Origin of the sequence: Promicromonospora sp. NPDC019610 (assembly GCF_044389365.1) — a bacterium.
In the GTDB taxonomy this organism is placed as follows: Bacteria; Actinomycetota; Actinomycetes; order Actinomycetales; family Cellulomonadaceae; genus Promicromonospora.
Genome location: NZ_JBIRXX010000001.1, coordinates 2,074,270 through 2,090,665, shown reverse-complemented (window position 1 = coordinate 2,090,665; position 16,396 = coordinate 2,074,270). Strand labels below are relative to the sequence as shown.

Annotated in this window: 12 protein-coding genes; 3 read left to right on the top strand and 9 right to left on the bottom strand. The window is 72.8% G+C overall.

The features are described 5' to 3' along the window. Positions 1 to 87: 87 nt before the first annotated feature. Positions 88 to 582, bottom strand: a complete 495-nt coding sequence (locus ACH45N_RS09330) for a YbaK/EbsC family protein (protein ID WP_397393125.1) — start codon at positions 580 to 582, stop codon at positions 88 to 90. A gap of 203 nt (positions 583 to 785) precedes the next feature. Then, complete coding sequence (locus ACH45N_RS09325) at positions 786 to 2,042, bottom strand: alpha/beta hydrolase family protein (RefSeq protein ID WP_397393123.1); 1,257 nt, start codon at positions 2,040 to 2,042, stop codon at positions 786 to 788. Between the two features lie 400 nt (positions 2,043 to 2,442). Between ACH45N_RS09325 and ACH45N_RS09320 the strand changes: the two genes are divergently transcribed. Then, positions 2,443 to 3,987: an RNA polymerase sigma factor gene (locus tag ACH45N_RS09320; RefSeq protein WP_397393122.1), complete on the top strand. Its 1,545-nt coding sequence runs from the start codon at positions 2,443 to 2,445 to the stop codon at positions 3,985 to 3,987. Here the strand turns inward: ACH45N_RS09320 and ACH45N_RS09315 are convergent. Continuing rightward, positions 3,984 to 5,222 carry an ROK family protein gene (locus ACH45N_RS09315; RefSeq protein WP_397393121.1) on the bottom strand — a complete coding sequence of 413 codons (1,239 nt, stop codon included), beginning with the start codon at positions 5,220 to 5,222 and terminating at the stop codon, positions 3,984 to 3,986. The genes ACH45N_RS09320 and ACH45N_RS09315 overlap by 4 nt on opposite strands. Positions 5,223 to 5,327: 105 nt before the next feature. Here ACH45N_RS09315 and ACH45N_RS09310 point away from each other — a divergent pair, with 105 nt between their 5' ends. Further along, entirely contained in the window at positions 5,328 to 6,986 is a 1,659-nt protein-coding gene (locus tag ACH45N_RS09310) for an alpha-amylase family glycosyl hydrolase (RefSeq protein WP_397393119.1), read from the top strand. A gap of 114 nt (positions 6,987 to 7,100) precedes the next feature. Here ACH45N_RS09310 and ACH45N_RS09305 read toward each other — a convergent pair whose 3' ends face one another. From ACH45N_RS09305 to ACH45N_RS09285, 5 genes are read right to left on the bottom strand one after another with little or no spacing between them, the layout of a single operon-like run. After that, positions 7,101 to 8,087, bottom strand: coding sequence for a glycoside hydrolase family 130 protein (locus tag ACH45N_RS09305; RefSeq protein WP_397393118.1), 987 nt, complete (start codon positions 8,085 to 8,087; stop codon positions 7,101 to 7,103). 7 nt (positions 8,088 to 8,094) lie between these two features. Then, positions 8,095 to 8,928: a carbohydrate ABC transporter permease gene (locus ACH45N_RS09300; RefSeq protein WP_397393116.1), complete on the bottom strand. Its 834-nt coding sequence runs from the start codon at positions 8,926 to 8,928 to the stop codon at positions 8,095 to 8,097. A 1-nt stretch (position 8,929) separates the two neighbouring features. Next, a complete protein-coding gene (locus tag ACH45N_RS09295) occupies positions 8,930 to 9,853 on the bottom strand; it encodes a carbohydrate ABC transporter permease (RefSeq protein WP_397393115.1) in 924 nt (307 codons plus the stop codon). A 5-nt stretch (positions 9,854 to 9,858) separates the two neighbouring features. Next, entirely contained in the window at positions 9,859 to 11,145 is a 1,287-nt protein-coding gene (locus ACH45N_RS09290; RefSeq protein ID WP_397393114.1) for an extracellular solute-binding protein, read from the bottom strand. After that, positions 11,142 to 12,179: a LacI family DNA-binding transcriptional regulator gene (locus tag ACH45N_RS09285; protein WP_397393113.1), complete on the bottom strand. Its 1,038-nt coding sequence runs from the start codon at positions 12,177 to 12,179 to the stop codon at positions 11,142 to 11,144. Before ACH45N_RS09285 ends, ACH45N_RS09290 begins: the two co-directional genes overlap by 4 nt. Before the next feature lie 235 nt (positions 12,180 to 12,414). Between ACH45N_RS09285 and ACH45N_RS09280 the strand changes: the two genes are divergently transcribed. After that, positions 12,415 to 12,834, top strand: coding sequence for a hypothetical protein (locus ACH45N_RS09280; protein WP_397393112.1), 420 nt, complete (start codon positions 12,415 to 12,417; stop codon positions 12,832 to 12,834). 88 nt (positions 12,835 to 12,922) lie between these two features. On the opposite strand, the gene ACH45N_RS09275 is transcribed toward ACH45N_RS09280, so the two are convergent. Then, positions 12,923 to 16,333, bottom strand: coding sequence for a S8 family serine peptidase (locus ACH45N_RS09275; protein WP_397393111.1), 3,411 nt, complete (start codon positions 16,331 to 16,333; stop codon positions 12,923 to 12,925). Between the last annotated feature and the right edge of the window lie 63 nt (positions 16,334 to 16,396).

Below are 16,396 nucleotides of genomic sequence, written 5' to 3'. Positions count from 1 at the left end.
TATCCGACAGACTGCCGCCATGACGGTCCGCTTCGACGGCCGCTTCAACGAGCCCTTGCCGCGAGCCGGACCTGAACCGCAGCAGCGTCAGCCTTCCGGGGTGACCGCCGTCGGGGTGCCGCCCGTGATGCGGACCAGCTCGTCGAACGTCGTCGGGAAGACCGTCTTGGCGTGCCCGGCCGCGGCCCACACCTCGTCGTACGCGCCGAGCGCGGTGTCGATGTAGGTGCGCACGGGCGCCGGGTGGCCCACGGGCGCGACGCCGCCGATGACCTGGCCCGTCGCCTCCCTGACCTGCTCCTTCGACGCCCGCGTGATCGTGGCGCCCACCTGCTCCCCCAGCCAGTCCGTGTCCACGCGGTGGGCGCCGGAGGTGAGCACGAGGGTCGGCGTCCCGTCGAACAGGAACACCAGGGAGTTCGCGATCTGGCCGACGCCGATGCCGAGGAACTCGGCGGCGAGTGCTGCGGTCGTCGCGGCGTCGTCCAGCCAGCGGACCTGGCCCGTGGCGCCCGCCTCGGCGAGCGCTGCGGTGACCTTCTCGACGGCGGGGTGGATCGGTGCGGGCACGGAGTTCGACATGCAGCGATCCTAGACACCTGACCGCCCGCGACCCAGACGTTTCCGCCCCGGCCACGAAGGTGCGCTTCTACCCCGTCATCGGGCCCGGAAACAGGGTGTTTCCGGGCCCGATGACGGGGTAGAAGCGCACATCGGCGCGGGCGGCCCCGCCGGGCCGGCGGTGGTCAGCCGCGCCGCACCCCGCGCGTCACCGCGTCACCGCGTCAGCCCGCGAACTCCACCTCCGGGTACGCCGGCGACGGGCCGTCGAGCAGCGGGGCGTCCAGGCCGCGCAGGTGCCGGTCCAGGAACGCGCCCACGTACGCGCTCGTGATCCGCACGCCGCGCTCGCCGCCGATCGTGCCCGGGCCGCCGGGCAGCGGCATCCCGAGCTGGTCGAGGAACATGAGCTGGTCCGTGAAGGAGCCGTGGTTCGCGGTCGGGACCTGCAGCCACCGGCTCGTCGCGCCCAGCCGCGCGAAGTTGTCGGGCCAGTCCGTCCCGTCACTGGCGCCCGGCTCGTGCGCGGCGCCGCCCAGCATGAGGAACGGCCGGTCCGTCCCGCCCTCGGGAAAGTCCACCTGGAACGTGCCGTCCAGGTTGACCCCGGCGTCCACGCGCGGGTCGTCCATGACCGAGACCGCCGCGGAGGCCCCGCCGAGCGAGTGGCCGACGACGGCTATGCGCCGCGCGTCGATCGCCGGCGCGTGCCGCCCCAGCCGGCCGCCGGTGAGCTCGTCCAGCACGAAGCTGATGTCGGCGCCGCGCCCGTGCGCGACCCAGGCGCCGAGCTCGGCGGTGTTCTCCCGCGCGCAGAGCAGGCACCCGGCGACCCGGTCGCCGGGCAGCTCCACCACGCGGGCCTCGTACGTGTGGTCGATGCCGGCCACAACGTACCCGCGGGAGGCCAGGTCCTCGGCCAGCGACGTCAGCGACTCGCGGCTGAGGCTCGCTCCCGGCGAGAGCACCACGAGCGGACGCCGCCCGGGGAGCGCCGGGGCCCGGTCGTAGGCGTGGGCCTCGACCGTCGTCAGGATGTCCGGCGCGACCGGCAGCCGGGCGGCCTCGATGATCGCCGTCGAGACGGCTTCGGACGTGTACGGCGCGATCTCGCCGCGCGGGACCGCCGGGTACCACAGCGACACCATCAGCTCGCGGCGCGTCGTGGGCACCCACGGGTCGGCGCGGTCCTCGTCGACGAGATGGAGCGGCATCAGCCCGACGGGGTACCGCCCCGTCGGTTCGGGCAGGGAGAGCGTCAGGTCGTCCGCGTCCGACGGCGTCACCGCTGACGGCGCGAGCACCGACGGTGCGACCAGCGACGTCGTAGCCGCGGCCGCCGACGCCGGAGCGGCCACGGCCGACGTCGGCCGCGCTGCCGCCCCGGCGAGCGCCACCGCGCTCGGTGCCACGAGGGCCGTGCACGCCACGACCGCGGTCGCGACAAAAGCGGATCTGACCAGGTGTTCAGGTGTCCTCATGCCAGAGTCTCTTCACACCGCGAGGAGCCGGCCAAGGGTTGCGCGCGGGTTCCAGGGGCGAGCCCGGGAGATCCCCGAACGGGCAGGATCGAAATGTCGGGGTTGTCCTCTACGGGCATTCATCCACGGGCACCGCGCGACGTCGCAGGTCAGCGTCCGGGCGGCAGGTCTGAGACAGATTTCATCCGCCGTAGCGGGCCATATTGAAGCTGCGTTACGTATGCTGGCCCGAACGGGATCGGGCGGAACGTCGCCTTTCACGTGCCATTTCAGACATCAATCACGTGTAGGCCGATCAACGCATTTAGCCCGTATCTCCTACCAGCGCAGCGCACCCGGGCTGCGCCTCCCAGGATCGTCTGAGTGGGGACAGCTCTGCGCGGAAAGGGGGTGGATCGGCGTGACCATCGATGACGCACCGGTCGACGACTGGGTGGTGCATCGCCCCAACGTCGTACGCTCCGTCGCAGCACGCGTACCCGGCATCGACGCCGAGGAAGCCACCAGCCGCGCCCTCGAGAAGATGGTCCGCCTCGTCTCCACCGGCGCCACCATCGACGACCCCGCCCCCTACTGGCGCCGAGCCGCGGTCAACGAAGCCATCTCCATGACCCGCGAAGCCGGCCGCGCCCGCCCCGTCGAGGACGACACCCTCGACGGCCTGACACCCACCGTCGCCGGGGCCGAGCTGGACGCCGAACGCGAGGCCGACGCCTCCATGCTCCGCACCGCCCTGTCCGACCTGGCCGACGAGGACCGCAAGATCCTCCTGGACCGGCACGTCCACGACATGGCCGTCACCGACATCGCCACCGGCCTCGGCGTACGCCCCCACGCCGTGACCATGCGACTACGCCGCGCCGAGGAACGCCTCGCCGGCGCGTTCGCCGCCGCACACGCCCAGACCGTCAACGAACCCGAGTGCCGCACCACCCGCGCCGCCATGCACGACTACCTCAAGGGCCGCCTCCTGCCCCGCAGGCAACGCCGCCTGGAAGTCCACATGGACGGCTGCGGCGAATGCACCCGCGCGTTCATCGACGTGCGCGAGGTCTCCTGGATGCTCCGCGACCTCGGCCAGCACCTCATCACCGGCGGACTGCTCACCGGCAGCGCCGGTGCCGGGATCGCGGGTGTCGCCGGCGCAGCCGGACCCACGCGCGCGACCCGGCTCCGGTCGTTCGGCACCAAGCACGCCGCGGTCGCCGCGGCGGTGGCCGCCGCGCTCGCCATCGGCGCAGGCGCCATGGCCCTGATCGCCGTCCAGCCCGACAGCCCGTCCATCCAGGCCGACGGCGAGCCGTTCGACGGCGGGGGCGCGGAGGCGCCCCTCGAGTCCGACCCGACGCAGGACCCGTCGACACCCGCCGACCCGCCTCGGCGTCCGGCCGCACCCGCCGAGGAACACACCGACGCCGAGCCGGCCGCGGCGCCGGACCCGGTCGCGGCCGCCGTACCCGCCTCCACCGTGACGGCCGAGACCCCGCGGGAGTCCGTGGACGCCCCCGCCCCGCCGCGGGCGGTCCCCGGCCCGGTGCCGGGCACGCCCGAGCCGAAGGACCCCGACCCGGCCGAACCCGCTCCGCCGGCCGCCAAGCCGAGGCCCGAGCCGAAGCCGGAGCCGGAGCCGGAACCCGAGACTCCCCCGGCGCCCGGCCCGCCCGACAAGGGCCCCGGTGGCCCGCCCGGCAACCCCTCCAACGACCGCGGCAAGGGCCCGGCGAAGGACAACAACCAGGGCCCGGGCAAGGGCAACGGGCACGGGCACGGTCACGGTCACGACAAGGGCCACGGAAACGATCGCGGCTCGGGCAACGGCCACGGCAAGGGCCCGGGCAACGGCGGCGGCCCCGGCAACGGCAACGACAAGAGCCACGGCAGCGACCACGGCAAGAGCCCCAGCAGGGACAAGGGCCACGGCCACCACAACGGCCGAGGCCGCTAGCGCCGGCGGGGCCCGAGCCCCTGGTCCCCGACCCCCAGCGCCAGGTCGAGCGCGTCCGTCCGCACCCGCTCCAGCGCGAGCGTCGACGCGCCGACGATCACGGCGTCCGCCCCGAACGACGAGGCGACGAGCTCCGGGGCGGGCGGGTGCACCATGGCGTCCAGCAGGGCCGCGGTGCGCCGCAGCAGGTCGCCGACCACGGGCGCGACGCCGCCCGCCACGACGATCCGGTCCACGTCGAGCATGCCGTCGATGACGGCGCACACCCGCGCGAGCCGGTCGGCCAGGCGGTCGACGACGGCGATGGCGCCGACGTCGCCGGCCGCGGCCGCGGCGAACACCGCGGGGGCGTCGATCGCGCTCACGGGCAGGGCGCCCAGAGGGCTGTCGGCGGGCAGCACGCCGGACTCGTGCGCCTCCCGGCCCCAGGCGCGGGCAAGATGGCCGAGGCCGTGCGGGCTTCCCACGCCGACCACGTAGTCGAGCACGCGCATCTCGCCGGCCCCGCCGTTGCTGCCGCGCACGAGGGTGCCGTCCACCACGATGCCGGCGCCGAACCGCTCGCCGGACAGGAGCGCGGCGAACGAGCCGACGTCGCGCCCCGCCCCGAGCATGCGCTCGGCGTGCGCGGCGAGGTTGGCGTCGTTCTCGACGGTCGCGTGCCAGCCGCGTCGGCGGAAGTGCTCGGCGAAGCCCGGGTTCATGCGCGGCCAGAAGGTGTTCGGGCCCGGCGGGGTAGCGCCCCGCGCGTCCGTCAGGGCCGGCACGCCGACGGCGATACCCAGCACCCGCGACGGGTCGACGCCGGCCGCGGCGAGCGCCTCGTCGATCGTGGTGTCGGTGACGGCGAGCCGGTCAGGCGCGTTGTCGTGCGCCCGGTCGATCGGGTGCTCCTGCCGTCCCACCTCGGTGCCGCGGAGGTCGCTGACGGTGGCGAGCACGCGGTGCTGTCCGGCGTCGACCCCCACCACGTACCCGGCGTCGGCCCGGAGCTGGTAGAGCCGGGCCGGCCGGCCCTTGCCCGCGGGTTCGGGCGCGCGCTCGACCTCGCGCATCCAGCCGAGCTCGATCAGCTCGGCGCACCGGCTGATCACGGTCGAGCGGGTCAGCCCGGTCGCGTCCATGGCCTCGGTGGCGGTGAAGACGTCGGTGGCCCATGCGAACTCGAGCACGCTCACGGCGTTGAGGCGCCTCAGCAGTCCTGACGACGGCGCGTTCCGGGGTGCTGGGCTCACGCTTGACCTTTCGTCCCCGACGCTGGAGGCTCTCTCCAGGAGATTAAATCTAACGCTTGCATAAAATTGCGACCGCTCGACCACGACAGCAAAGGATCCCGCACCGTGACCAGCACCCTCAGCGAGCAGCAGCTCCTCGTCGACGACCCCACCTGGTGGCGGCAGGCCACCGTCTACCAGATCTACCCGCGCAGCTTCGCCGACGCGAACGGCGACGGCATCGGCGACCTGCGGGGCATCATCTCGCGCGTGCCGTACCTGAAGCGCCTCGGGATCGACGCCGTCTGGCTGAGCCCCTTCTACCCGTCGGCGCTGGCCGACGGCGGTTATGACGTGGCCGACTACCGCGACGTCGACCCGCGGATCGGCACGCTCGACGAGTTCGACCAGATGGTGGCGGCCCTGCACGGCGCGGGCATCCGGGTGATCGTCGACATCGTGCCGAACCACTCCTCGGACCTGCACGTCTGGTTCCAGCAGGCCCTGGCCGCAGGCCCGGGCAGCCCGGAGCGGGACCGCTACATCTTCCGCGACGGCCTGGGCGAGGACGGCGCGCAGCCGCCCGCCGACTGGACCAGCATCTTCGGCGGCCCGTCGTGGACCCGCGTGCCCGACGGCCAGTGGTACCTGCACCTGTTCGCCAAGGAGCAGCCCGACTTCAACTGGGACAACCCCGAGGTCCGCGAGGACTTCCACCAGACCCTGCGGTTCTGGTCGGACCGCGGCGTCGACGGGTTCCGCATCGACGTGGCGCACGGCCTGACCAAGGAGCTCGCCGAGACCCTGCCGAGCCAGGCGGAGCTCGACGCCATCACCGAGCCCGGCGCCCACCCCCTGTGGGACCGCGACGAGGTGCACGAGATCTACGCGGGCTGGCGCCAGGTGTTCGACGAGTACACCCCGCCGCGCATCGCCGTGGCCGAGGCCTGGGTCGACACACCCCGGCGCCCCCGGTACGCGAGCGCCGACGGCCTGGGCCAGGCGTTCAACTTCGACCTGCTGGAGGCCGACTTCGACGCGGCCCAGTACAAGAAGATCATCACCGACAACCTCGCGCTGTCCGCCGCGTCGGGGTCGTCGACCACGTGGGTGTTCTCGAACCACGACGTCGTCCGGCACGCCACCCGCTACGCGCTGCCGCCGCGCGACGGCAAGCCGGGCAAGCAGGGCCAGGCCTGGCTGCTGTCGGGCGGCACCGAGCCCGTCGCCGACGTCGAGCTGGGGCTGCGCCGCGCCCGCGCGGCGACGCTGCTCATGCTGGGCCTGCCGGGCAGCGCCTACCTGTACCAGGGCGAGGAGCTCGGTCTGCCCGAGGTCGCCGACATCCCGGCCGACCAGCACCAGGACCCGGCGTTCTTCCGCAACCCGGGCGTGGACCCGGGCCGGGACGGCTGCCGAGTGCCGCTGCCGTGGACGCGCGAGGGCGCGTCGTTCGGCTTCGGCACGGCAGGCGCGCACCTGCCGCAGCCCGCGGGCTACGGCGACCTGTCGGTCGAGGCGCAGGACGGCGTCGCGGGCTCGACGCTGGAGCTCTACCGGGCGGCGCTCGCGCTGCGCGACGAGCTGCAGACCGACGAGACGCTGGAGTGGGTGGACGCGCCCGACGACGTCGTGCACTTCACGCGGCCGGGCGGCTGGCACGTGGTGACGAACTTCGGCACGGAGCCGACGGCGCTGCCCGACGGCGAGGTGCTGCTCACGAGCGAGCCGCTGGCCGACGGCCTGCTGCCGGGCGCGACGACGGCCTGGATCCGCACGGCCTGACGCCGCTCGGCGCGATCGGGCCCTGAGACCATGCGGTTGCTGCCAGGACGGGACTCGTCCTGGCAGCAACCGAATGGTCGGGACGGGTGCCCGGGCCTGGGCGCGACCCCTGGGTCAGGCGCCCAGCGTCGCGCCCCACGTCTGCTTCGGGTCGTGCACGGCCACGGCCAGCGTGGTGTCCGACTGGCCGTAGTACGCCAGCCACCTGCCCTGGAAGTGCACCAGGCCCTCGACGAACGTCACGTTGGACACCAGCCCGTTACGGTCCTCGAAGGTCTGCGGCCGCAGCCACGGCTCCTGCAGCCGGGCCAGCACCCGGGTCGGGTTGTCGGGGTCGATCGCGATCTGGCCGCACCGGTAGTCGACGTCGACGCTGCCGTCCGGGTTGACGGTGCGCGTTGCCCCGTTGGTGAGCATGACGAGCAGGCCGTTCTCCGTCAGCACGGGCGACGTGCCGATCTCCACGAGGTCGGCGTCGAAGGACCCCGGCGTCGGCGAGTACATGGGCTCGGTGTCCGGGGTGCCGGGCGTCCAGTGGACGAGGTCGTCGCTGGTGGCCCAGTAGATGGCGCCCTCGCCGAAGTACATCCACCACTTGCCCTGCATCCGCACCGGGACGATGACGCCGGCCTTGGACCAGTTGAAGCCGCGCGGGTCGACGGTGGCGAACGTGTCGAACGACTCGAACATCGGCCCGTGCCGGGTCCAGTCGTGCAGGTCGGTGGAGGTGGCCAGGCAGAGCTGCGCGCTGTGCCGGTCCCAGCCGGTGTAGGTCAGGTAGAAGGTGCCGTCGATGTACGCGATGCGCGGGTCCTCGCACCCGTAGCGCTCGTAGTCCTCCACCGGCGAGAGGATCGGCTCGGCCTCGCGCTCGAAGTGGAAGCCGTCGCGGCTCCGGGCCAGCCCGATGTGCGACACGATGTCCTCGGCGTGGGCCCGGTACAGGAGCACCACCTCGTCGTCGACCACGAGGGCCGCCGGGTTGTAGAGGTTCGCCGACTCCCAGCTGCCCCCGCGGGGGCGCAGGATCGGGTTGTCCTCGTACGGGACGAACGGCCCGAGCGGGAACGTGGCGTGGGTGAACATGCTGGTGACGTCCATGTGTGGGTCAGCCCTTCACGGCGGAGCCGATGTTGGATGCGGTGAAGTACCGCTGGAACAGGCAGAACAGGATGACGACGGGGAACGCGAGCGTGGTAGCACCCGCGAGGATCGCGCCGTTCGGGTTGGCGGTGGACTGGGCCACGTTGGAGATGTAGTTCGCCAGGGAGACCGCGAGCGGCTGCAGCGTGGCGTCCTTGGTGATGAGGAACGGCCAGAGGAACTCGTTCCACGGTCCGATGAACGTGACCAGCACGACCGTCGTCAGCGCCGGCTTGACCAGCGGCACGGCGATCGAGCGCAGGATGCGCAGCTCGCTCGCGCCGTCGATCCGCGCCGCCTCGAACATCTCCTGCGGCAGCGCCCGGAAGAACTGCGTGAAGATGAAGACGGCGGTCGTGTTGATCGCGAACGGCAGGATCATCCCGAGGTACGTGTCACCGAGGCCGAAACCCCGCGTGATCTGCACGTACAGCGGGATCATCAGCAGCTGGAACGGCACCATCTGGACCAGCAGCATGAGCACCCAGGTGGCGCCCCGGCCGCGGAAGTCGAGCCGGGCCATCGCGTAGCCGGCCAGCAGGCCGAACGTCACCGTGCCCAGCAGCACGCCGGCGGTGAAGATCAGCGAGTTGCCCAGCGAGCCCAGCAGGTCGATCCGCGAGTCGATCGCCGCGAAGTTGTCGAGCGTCCATCCGGAGGTCGGCAGGAGCTGGTCGGGGGTGTTGGTGGGGCTCTCCTGGAAGGCCCCCACCACCATGAACCAGAAGGGAAAGGCGAACACGGCCGCCGCGAGGGTGAGCAGCAGGTAGCGCACCCAGGTCCCGCGTTGTCGTCGCATGTCAGCGCTCCCGGTTGATGCGGTTGGCGGCGAGCGAGAGGACGCCGACGACGATGACCAGCAGCATGCCGATCGCCGCCGCGGTGTCCGGGTTCTGCTGCTGGATGCCGCGCTGGTAGATGAGCAGCACGGGGGTCACGGACGCGCCGTCGGGGCCGCCGCCGTTGGTCAGCAGGTAGGGCTCGGTGAACAGGTTGGCGCCGGTGATGATCGCGAGCACGAGCACCAGCACCGTGGTGGCGCGGACGCCGGGCACGGTCACGTTGCGGAACCGCTGCCAGGCGTTCGCGCCGTCGGTCGCCGCCGACTCGTGCAGCTCGCGCGGCACGCTCTGTAGCGCCGCGAGGTACAGCAGGATGTAGAAGCCGAGCTGCTTCCAGGTGACGTAGAGCGCGATCGTCGGCATGGCAAGCGACGAGTTGACCAGCCACGACGGGTCCGGCGCCAGCGGCCCGAGCACCGAGTTGACCAGCCCGCCCGACGAGAACAGCAGCATCCACACCCCGACCAGCGACACGCTCGCCGTCAGGTACGGCACGTAGAACGCGATGCGGTACGCCGCCGCCCAGCGGATCCCTGCGTTCAGGGCCGTGGCCAGCACCATCGAGAGCACCACCGTGAGCGGCACGTTGATGACCAGGAAGACCCCGATGTTCCGGAAGGCCTCCAGCACCTGCGGGTCGGTGAGCACGGCAGCGAAGTTGTCGAACCCCACGAACGGCTTGGGCACGTCGACACCGGGCGCGGTGAAGAAGTAGTCGTGGAACGCGATGTAGACCGCGAACCCGAGCGGGTAGGCGAAGATCGCGAGGACGAAGACGAGGTAGGGCAGCGCGAACAGCGTGCCGATCGGCTGCCGCCCCCACCATCTCTGCCGCGTGGTGCGCACCTCGGTGGTGCGCAGCTCACCTGTTGCCGTGCTCACCCGGATCAGCCCTGGACGAGCCCGTTGATGGTCTCCGCGGCACCGCTCAGGAACTCGTCCACGCTGGTCTTGCCGAAGATGACGGCCGACGAGTAGTCGTCGCGGAAGGCCTGCCACACCTCGACCGAGTTCGGGATGCTCGGCACGTCGCCGGTGCGCTGCGCCTGGTCGGCGAACACCTCGTAGGCGGGGTTCGCCGCGAAGTAGTCGGCGTACGTGCCGGCGAGGTCGGTGCGCAGCGGCATCTGGCCGGTGGCCTCCAGGAGCTGGCCGTCGCTCTCCTCGCTGGTCGAGAACTTGAGGAACTCCCAGGCGGTGGCCTGGTTCTCGCACGAGGTGAACATCGAGACGTTCTTGGAGTCGGCGAACGTGATCGGCTCCGCCTCGCCGGTCGACGTCGGCACCGGCATGAAGCCGACGTCGACGCTCTCCGCGTACGACGCGATGGCCCACGGGCCGGCGAGCTGCATGGCGGTGGTGCCCGCCGACATGGCGTCGTCCGTCGACGCCTCCTGCGGCGCGAGGCCCTCGGAGTAGATCGTCGCCCAGAAGTCGGCGACGGCCTTGCCGTTCTCGTCGTCGAACGTCGCCTGCTGGTCCTCGACCAGGGACGTGCCGCCCGACTCGGCCAGGTACAGCGGGTAGAAGTCGAACCACGGCTGGAAGAACTCGTTGGTCGGCGAGGGCCAGATGGCGCTGTCCGCGGCGCCCGACTCCACGATCTTGCGGCTGCCCGCGAGGAAGTCGTCGTAGGTGGCCATGTCCGGGTTCTCCGGGTCGAGGCCGGCCTTCTCGAAGACCTTCTTGTTGTACATGACCATGACCGGGTTCGACTTCCAGGGGAGCTGGTAGTAGCCGTCGTCGGTGAGGTACGTCTGCGCGCCCTCGCCCACCCGGTCCTCGATGTAGCTCGCGCCGTCCTCGAACTGGGACAGGTTCACGAGCCCGCCCTGGCGGACCCACCCCGGCACCGCGGCGCTGGAGATGTTGTAGACGAGGCACGGCGCGGTGCCAGCGGTGATCGCGGCGGTGATGGCCTCCTCGGACGACGAGCCGGCCGGGATCTCCTGCGCGGTGACCTGCTCGTCGGGGTGCTCGGCGTTCCAGGCGTCGACGACGTCCTTGCCCCAGCCGACCTCCTGCTCGTTGTTGGACAGCCAGACCGTGATGGGGCCGGTGCCGGAGGGGCTCTCGCCACCCCCGTCACCTCCGCCGCCGCCGGACGAGCAGGCAGCGGTCAGGGCCACCGCGGTGAGCAGGGCGGCCGTTCCGGCCAGACGGGGGTGCTTCATGAGAACTCCTCCTCGAGTTCGGTGTGGGGTGCCTCGGGTGCGGGGCCGGCAGTGCTGGCCCGCAGGCGAAGCGCGTTGCAGTCGACCGTCACGGACTCGGGCGGCTCGCCGGCGAGGTCGGCCAGCAGCCGCTCGGCGGCCACCCGCCCCCGCCGGAACGGGTCGGTCGAGACACTGGTCAGGGCAGGGCTCAGGTGAGCCGAGAGGTGGTCGTCGTCGAAGCCGGCGACGGCGAGGTCGTCGGGGACCAGCAGGCCCCGGCTCCGGGCGTAGGAATAGCCGGCGATGGCCATCGTGTCGTTGGCGTAGAGGATCGCCGTCGGCCGGTCGGGCAGGTCGAGCAGCTCGGCCGTGAGGGCCCGGCCGCTGCCGGCGGTGAAGTCGCCCTCGCGCAGCAGCTCCTTGCTGCCGACGCTGCGGACGTACGCCCCCGCGCGGGCGTGCGAGTGCACGTAGTCGAGCGGACCCGACACGTGGGCGATCCGCGTGTGGCCGAGCTCGCGCAGGTGGGCGACCAGGTCGCGGACCGGCGCGGCGTCGTCCGTGCGGACGGTGGAGAACGGGCTCTCGGCGTCGTACGCCCCGAGCAGCACCGCCGGCAGGCGGATCTGCTGGAGGTAGGCCACCCGCCAGTCGACGCGGTGCAGGTCGAGGACGATCACGCCGTCCGCCCGCCCGCTCGCCATGGCCCGGTAGGCGCGCTCCTCCGCGGTGCGGGTGCTCGCGACCTGCAGCACCAGGGCGATCTCGTGCTCCGCGAGCACGGCCTCCACGCCGGAGATGAACGCGGGGAAGAAGGCGTCGGACGCCAGGATCGAAGGATCGCGCGACAGCACGACCCCCACCGCGTCGGTGCGCCGCGCGGCCAGCGCGCGGGCCCGTGAGCTGGGGACCCAGTCGAGCCGCTGCGCGGCGGCGAACACCCGGGCCTTCGTGGTCGCGGAGATCGGCCGCTTGCCGCTGTAGGCGTGGGACACCGTCGCCTTGGTGACGCCCGCCGCGCGGGCGACGTCGTCGATCGTCGGCCTGTCCATCGCTCTCCTCCGTCATCGGGGCCGTCAACGTAAAACCGGTTTGACGATTCGGTCAACCGGTTTGACGATCAGCCGACGAACCGCCAGATCAGGGGTGCCGCCCACCCGACTGACTCACCGTCGTCGGATCGCCGAGTCAGCCGGTTGGTCCGACCACCCGACTGACTCGACGTCGTCGGATCGCCGAGTCAGTGGGGTGGTCGGACCAACCCGCTGACTCGGCATCCTTCGGGTCGTGGTGACCGGCGACAACAACAGCGCCGAGCACTCCGCCGACTGGGTCACCATCGGCTACTCCCTGGAGACCGGCGAGGCGCTGTGGACCGACCGGCTCGACGGAGGCACCGGCGACACGGACGTGCCCCGCACGGTCGTGGTGAGCCCGGACGGTGGTTCCGTCGTCATCACGGGCAACTCGTGGGGCGAGGGCACCGGCAGCGACTACCTCACGGCCGTCTACGACACCGCGACGGGCGAGAAGCGCTGGTCGACGCGGCACGACGGGTCGGCGCACGGGCTCGACGTCGCGTACACCGCGGCGTTCACCCCCAGCGGTGACCACGTGGTGGTCACGGGCCAGAGCAACTACCAGCTCGACGAGATGACCAGCGACGCCGACATGGCCACGATCTCCTACCTGGTCCGATGGAGCTGAGCTAGCACCGGTAGGTGAGCGCGGGCCCGGTGGCACTCTGATCGATCGGAGTGCCACCGGGCCCGCGTTCATCTGATCCGTCCCGGCGTCAGTCGACCGAGTAGGCCCGGATCACCGTCTTCCGCACCGCACCGCCGGCCGCGTCCCGGGCCTCGGTCCGGAGCGAGACGTGCTCGGTCCCGGCCGGCGCCCGGACGGACGCGACGAGCACGTCCGCGCCGGTCCGGACCGGCTTGGCCCGGTGCCAGGTGGCGCCGTCGTCCGCCGACCACCACAGGCGCACGTCCTGGACCGCGGAGGCGTCGTACGCGTCGTCCTGGTGGGCGGCGGTGACCCGCACCCGGGTGGTGGCGGGCGCCGAGCCGGACGGGTCGAGCCCGCGCACGTCCCACGCCGTGTCCAGCAGCGGCGGGCGCGAGCTGGCCTCGGCGTCGGACCGCGCGTGGAACGTCCACTCGCCGCGCACGCTGGTCGCGAGCCGGTAGGCCGGGTCGTCGGGCGTGCTCTCCAGCAGCATCCGGTAGTCGGCCCCGCCCTCCGGGACGGTGGGGAACGAGTAGGGGTCCGGGGCGTCCTCGACCAGCTCGCCGTCCTGCCAGACGCGCAGGCGCAGCGCGACGTCGGAGCCCCAGAGCACGCCGCCGTCGTCGTCGGCCCGGTCGGTGGGCGCCAGGCTGAGACGGTCGTCCCAGTGCTCCACGGGCGTGATGCGCGAGACGGCGGGTGCCAGCACACCTGCCGCGAGCCCCTGCCTGACGCGGCCCGGCTCGCTCCAGACGTGCGTCTCGGCCTCGGCGAGCACCACGCCCACGCCGTCCTCCTGGATCTCGGACCGGAGGTACCACGAGCCCGGCAGCGCCGTCAGGTACTCGGTGCGCCGCGTGCCCACGGGGACCGGCTCCACGAAGCCGCCGGCGATGATGGTGCCTGGCTCCCAGTACATGCGCTCCGCCTGGTGGGTGTCGCCGACCGAGGCGCCGTAGGTGGTCTCCACGGCGACCGTCGTGCGGCGGTCGCCCCGCAGCGCCGGCGCCTCGACGCCCTCGCTGTGGTGCGCGAGGTCGTAGCGGTAGGGCGCCGCCTCGTCCCCGGTGGCGGGCGGCAGGAGGGTCGCCTGGACGATGGTGTCGTAGTCGCCGTGGGTCGCCGCCGGAACGGGCGTGAGCGCGAGATCCGTCTCCGGCCCGTACTTCACGTTGATGCTGGCGGAGACCCACTCCTGCGAGTCCTCGGTCTCCAGCGACAGGCCCAGGCTCGCCAGGTCGGCCGGGCGCTGTGTCGAGGTGCTGACCTCCCGCGCCGTGGTCCCGTCCAGCAGCACCTCCGCGTCGGCGGTGGCGTCGACCTCGCCGCTGCCCAGGAACAGCGCGTCGGTGACCGCGCCGCCGTCGTCGAACGACTCGACGAACGCGACCGGGCTGTAGACGCCCGGGATGACACGCGCCCTGGCGACGCCGTCCTTGAAGAAGAGGTTGGTGGCGTACGGCTCGCCGTTCTCCACGTCCACGCGGATCGCGGCGCCCCAGGTGTCCGCGCTGACGGGCTCGCCGTCGCGGTCGACGGCGCGCACCGTCAGGTTCACGTACTCGCGCTCCTTGGCCCAGCCGACGGGCGTGCGCACCTCGGTGCCGTCCGCCGCGGTCGCCACGACGGTGCCGCCGATCGCGCCGATCTCACCGGGTCCGTCGGTCGCGGTCACGTCGACCTCGGCGGTGCCGCCCGCGGGCACGACGACGGAGCCGGCCGAGAGCGTGAGCGCTCCGGGCACCACGCTGCCGGACACGTCGGTGACGTCGGCCGCCAGGGTGAGCGTGACGTCGTCGGCGCCCGCGTTCGAGTAGGTCAGGGTGCCGGCGGCCGAGTCGCCGTCGTGCGGCCAGGCGAAGGTGCCCAGCGGCAGCGACGCCGGGGTCGCGGTGACCTCCTGCGCCACGGCGCCGGGGACGGTGATGCGGCCCGCGCCCTCGGACCAGACGTCCGCGCCCGTGGGCTCGGCCGAGGCCATGAGCGCGGACTTGAGGGCCTGGCCGTCCAGGTCGGGCCGGGCCTGCTTGAGCACCGCGGCCGCGCCCGCGACGTGCGAGGTGGCCATGGAGGTGCCGCTCAGCGCGGTGTACAGGTCGTCGACCGGGTCGCCCTCGGTCGTGCCCGTGGCCCGCGCTGCGACGATCCCGTCACCCGGCGCCACGACGTCCGGCTTGAGCAGTCCCGGGTCGACGCCGCCGCGGCTGGAGTACCAGGTCACCGCGTCGTCGTCGTCCACGGCGCCCACCGTGAGGGCCGACGCCGCGATGCCCGGCGAGCCCACCGTGCCGTTCCCGAGGTCGCCGTCGTTGCCCGCGGCCACGACGAACAGCGTCCCGAACTGCGCGGACAGCTCGTCGACCGCCACGGCGTCCGGCGACGGGACGTCGAAGAACAGGCTGCCGAGCGACAGGTTGACCACGTCGGCGCCCTCCGCGGCCGCCCACTCCATGCCCTCGATGACGCCGGAGAGCTCGCCGTAGCCGTCGTCGTCCAGCACCTTGCCGACCAGCAGGTCGGCGTCCGGCGCCACGCCCTGGTTCACGCCGTCGGACGCCTCGCCCGACCCGGCCACGATCGAGGCGACGTGCGTGCCGTGGCCGGCGCCGTCGGTCACGTCGCCCTTGCCGGTGAAGTCGCGCTCGCCGACCACCACCTCGTCGAGGTCGGGGTGCGTCGCGTCGATGCCCGAGTCGAGCACGGCGACCGTGACCCCCTCGCCCGTGTACCCGGCGTCCCAGGCCTCGGGCGCGCCGATCTGCGGCATGGAGTCGGCGTCCGACGCGCGGACCGGCTGATCCAGCCAGACGTACCCGACGGCGTCGGGGTCCGGGGACTTCCGGGCTTGCCTGCCCGATTCCGCCACGGGCGCGAGGGCGTCGAGGAGCTTCTCCGCCCGGCCCCGGGGCAGCACGTCGGCCACCGCGCCCACGGACTGCAGGTCCCGGTCGGGCGTGACGCCCGCCGCCGCCCAGTCCTGCTCGGCGGGAGCCGCGGCACGCGCGGCGGCGTCCGGTCCGGCGTCGGCGGCCGCGGCGGCGTCGGCGGCCGCGGCGGTCTGGACGATCACGGGGAGCGAGTCGCGCGAGGCATCGTCGTACCCGGCCTTCACCAGGCCGGTCACGTCGAACAGCGCCCGGTCCAGGCGGCCGGGCACGAGCTGCGCCACGTCGCGCGGGATCACGTAGAGGTGGTCCCCCTCGCGCTGCTGGAAGAACGCCATGTGCTCCCGGCCGACGCCGGGCCGCACGGTGACCGTCTCCGGGTCCGGCGAGCCGTCGGCCGTGGCCTTCACGGTGACGACGTCGCCCGTCAGGAGCGTCACCGTCGTGGTGCGCCCGGCGGCCGGCGCCGTCGGCTGCTCCCGGGCGTCGTGCGGTGCCGGTGTGTCCTGCGGTACGGCCGCGGTCGCCCACGTCCCGCCGCCCAGGGCGATCGCCAGAGCGACCGCCGCTGCACTTGCTCTCTTGCGCATCGGGTTCTCCCGTCCGAGTCGAGCACGCCGCCTGTGCGGCGCCACGTAACCCAGACGCAGGTG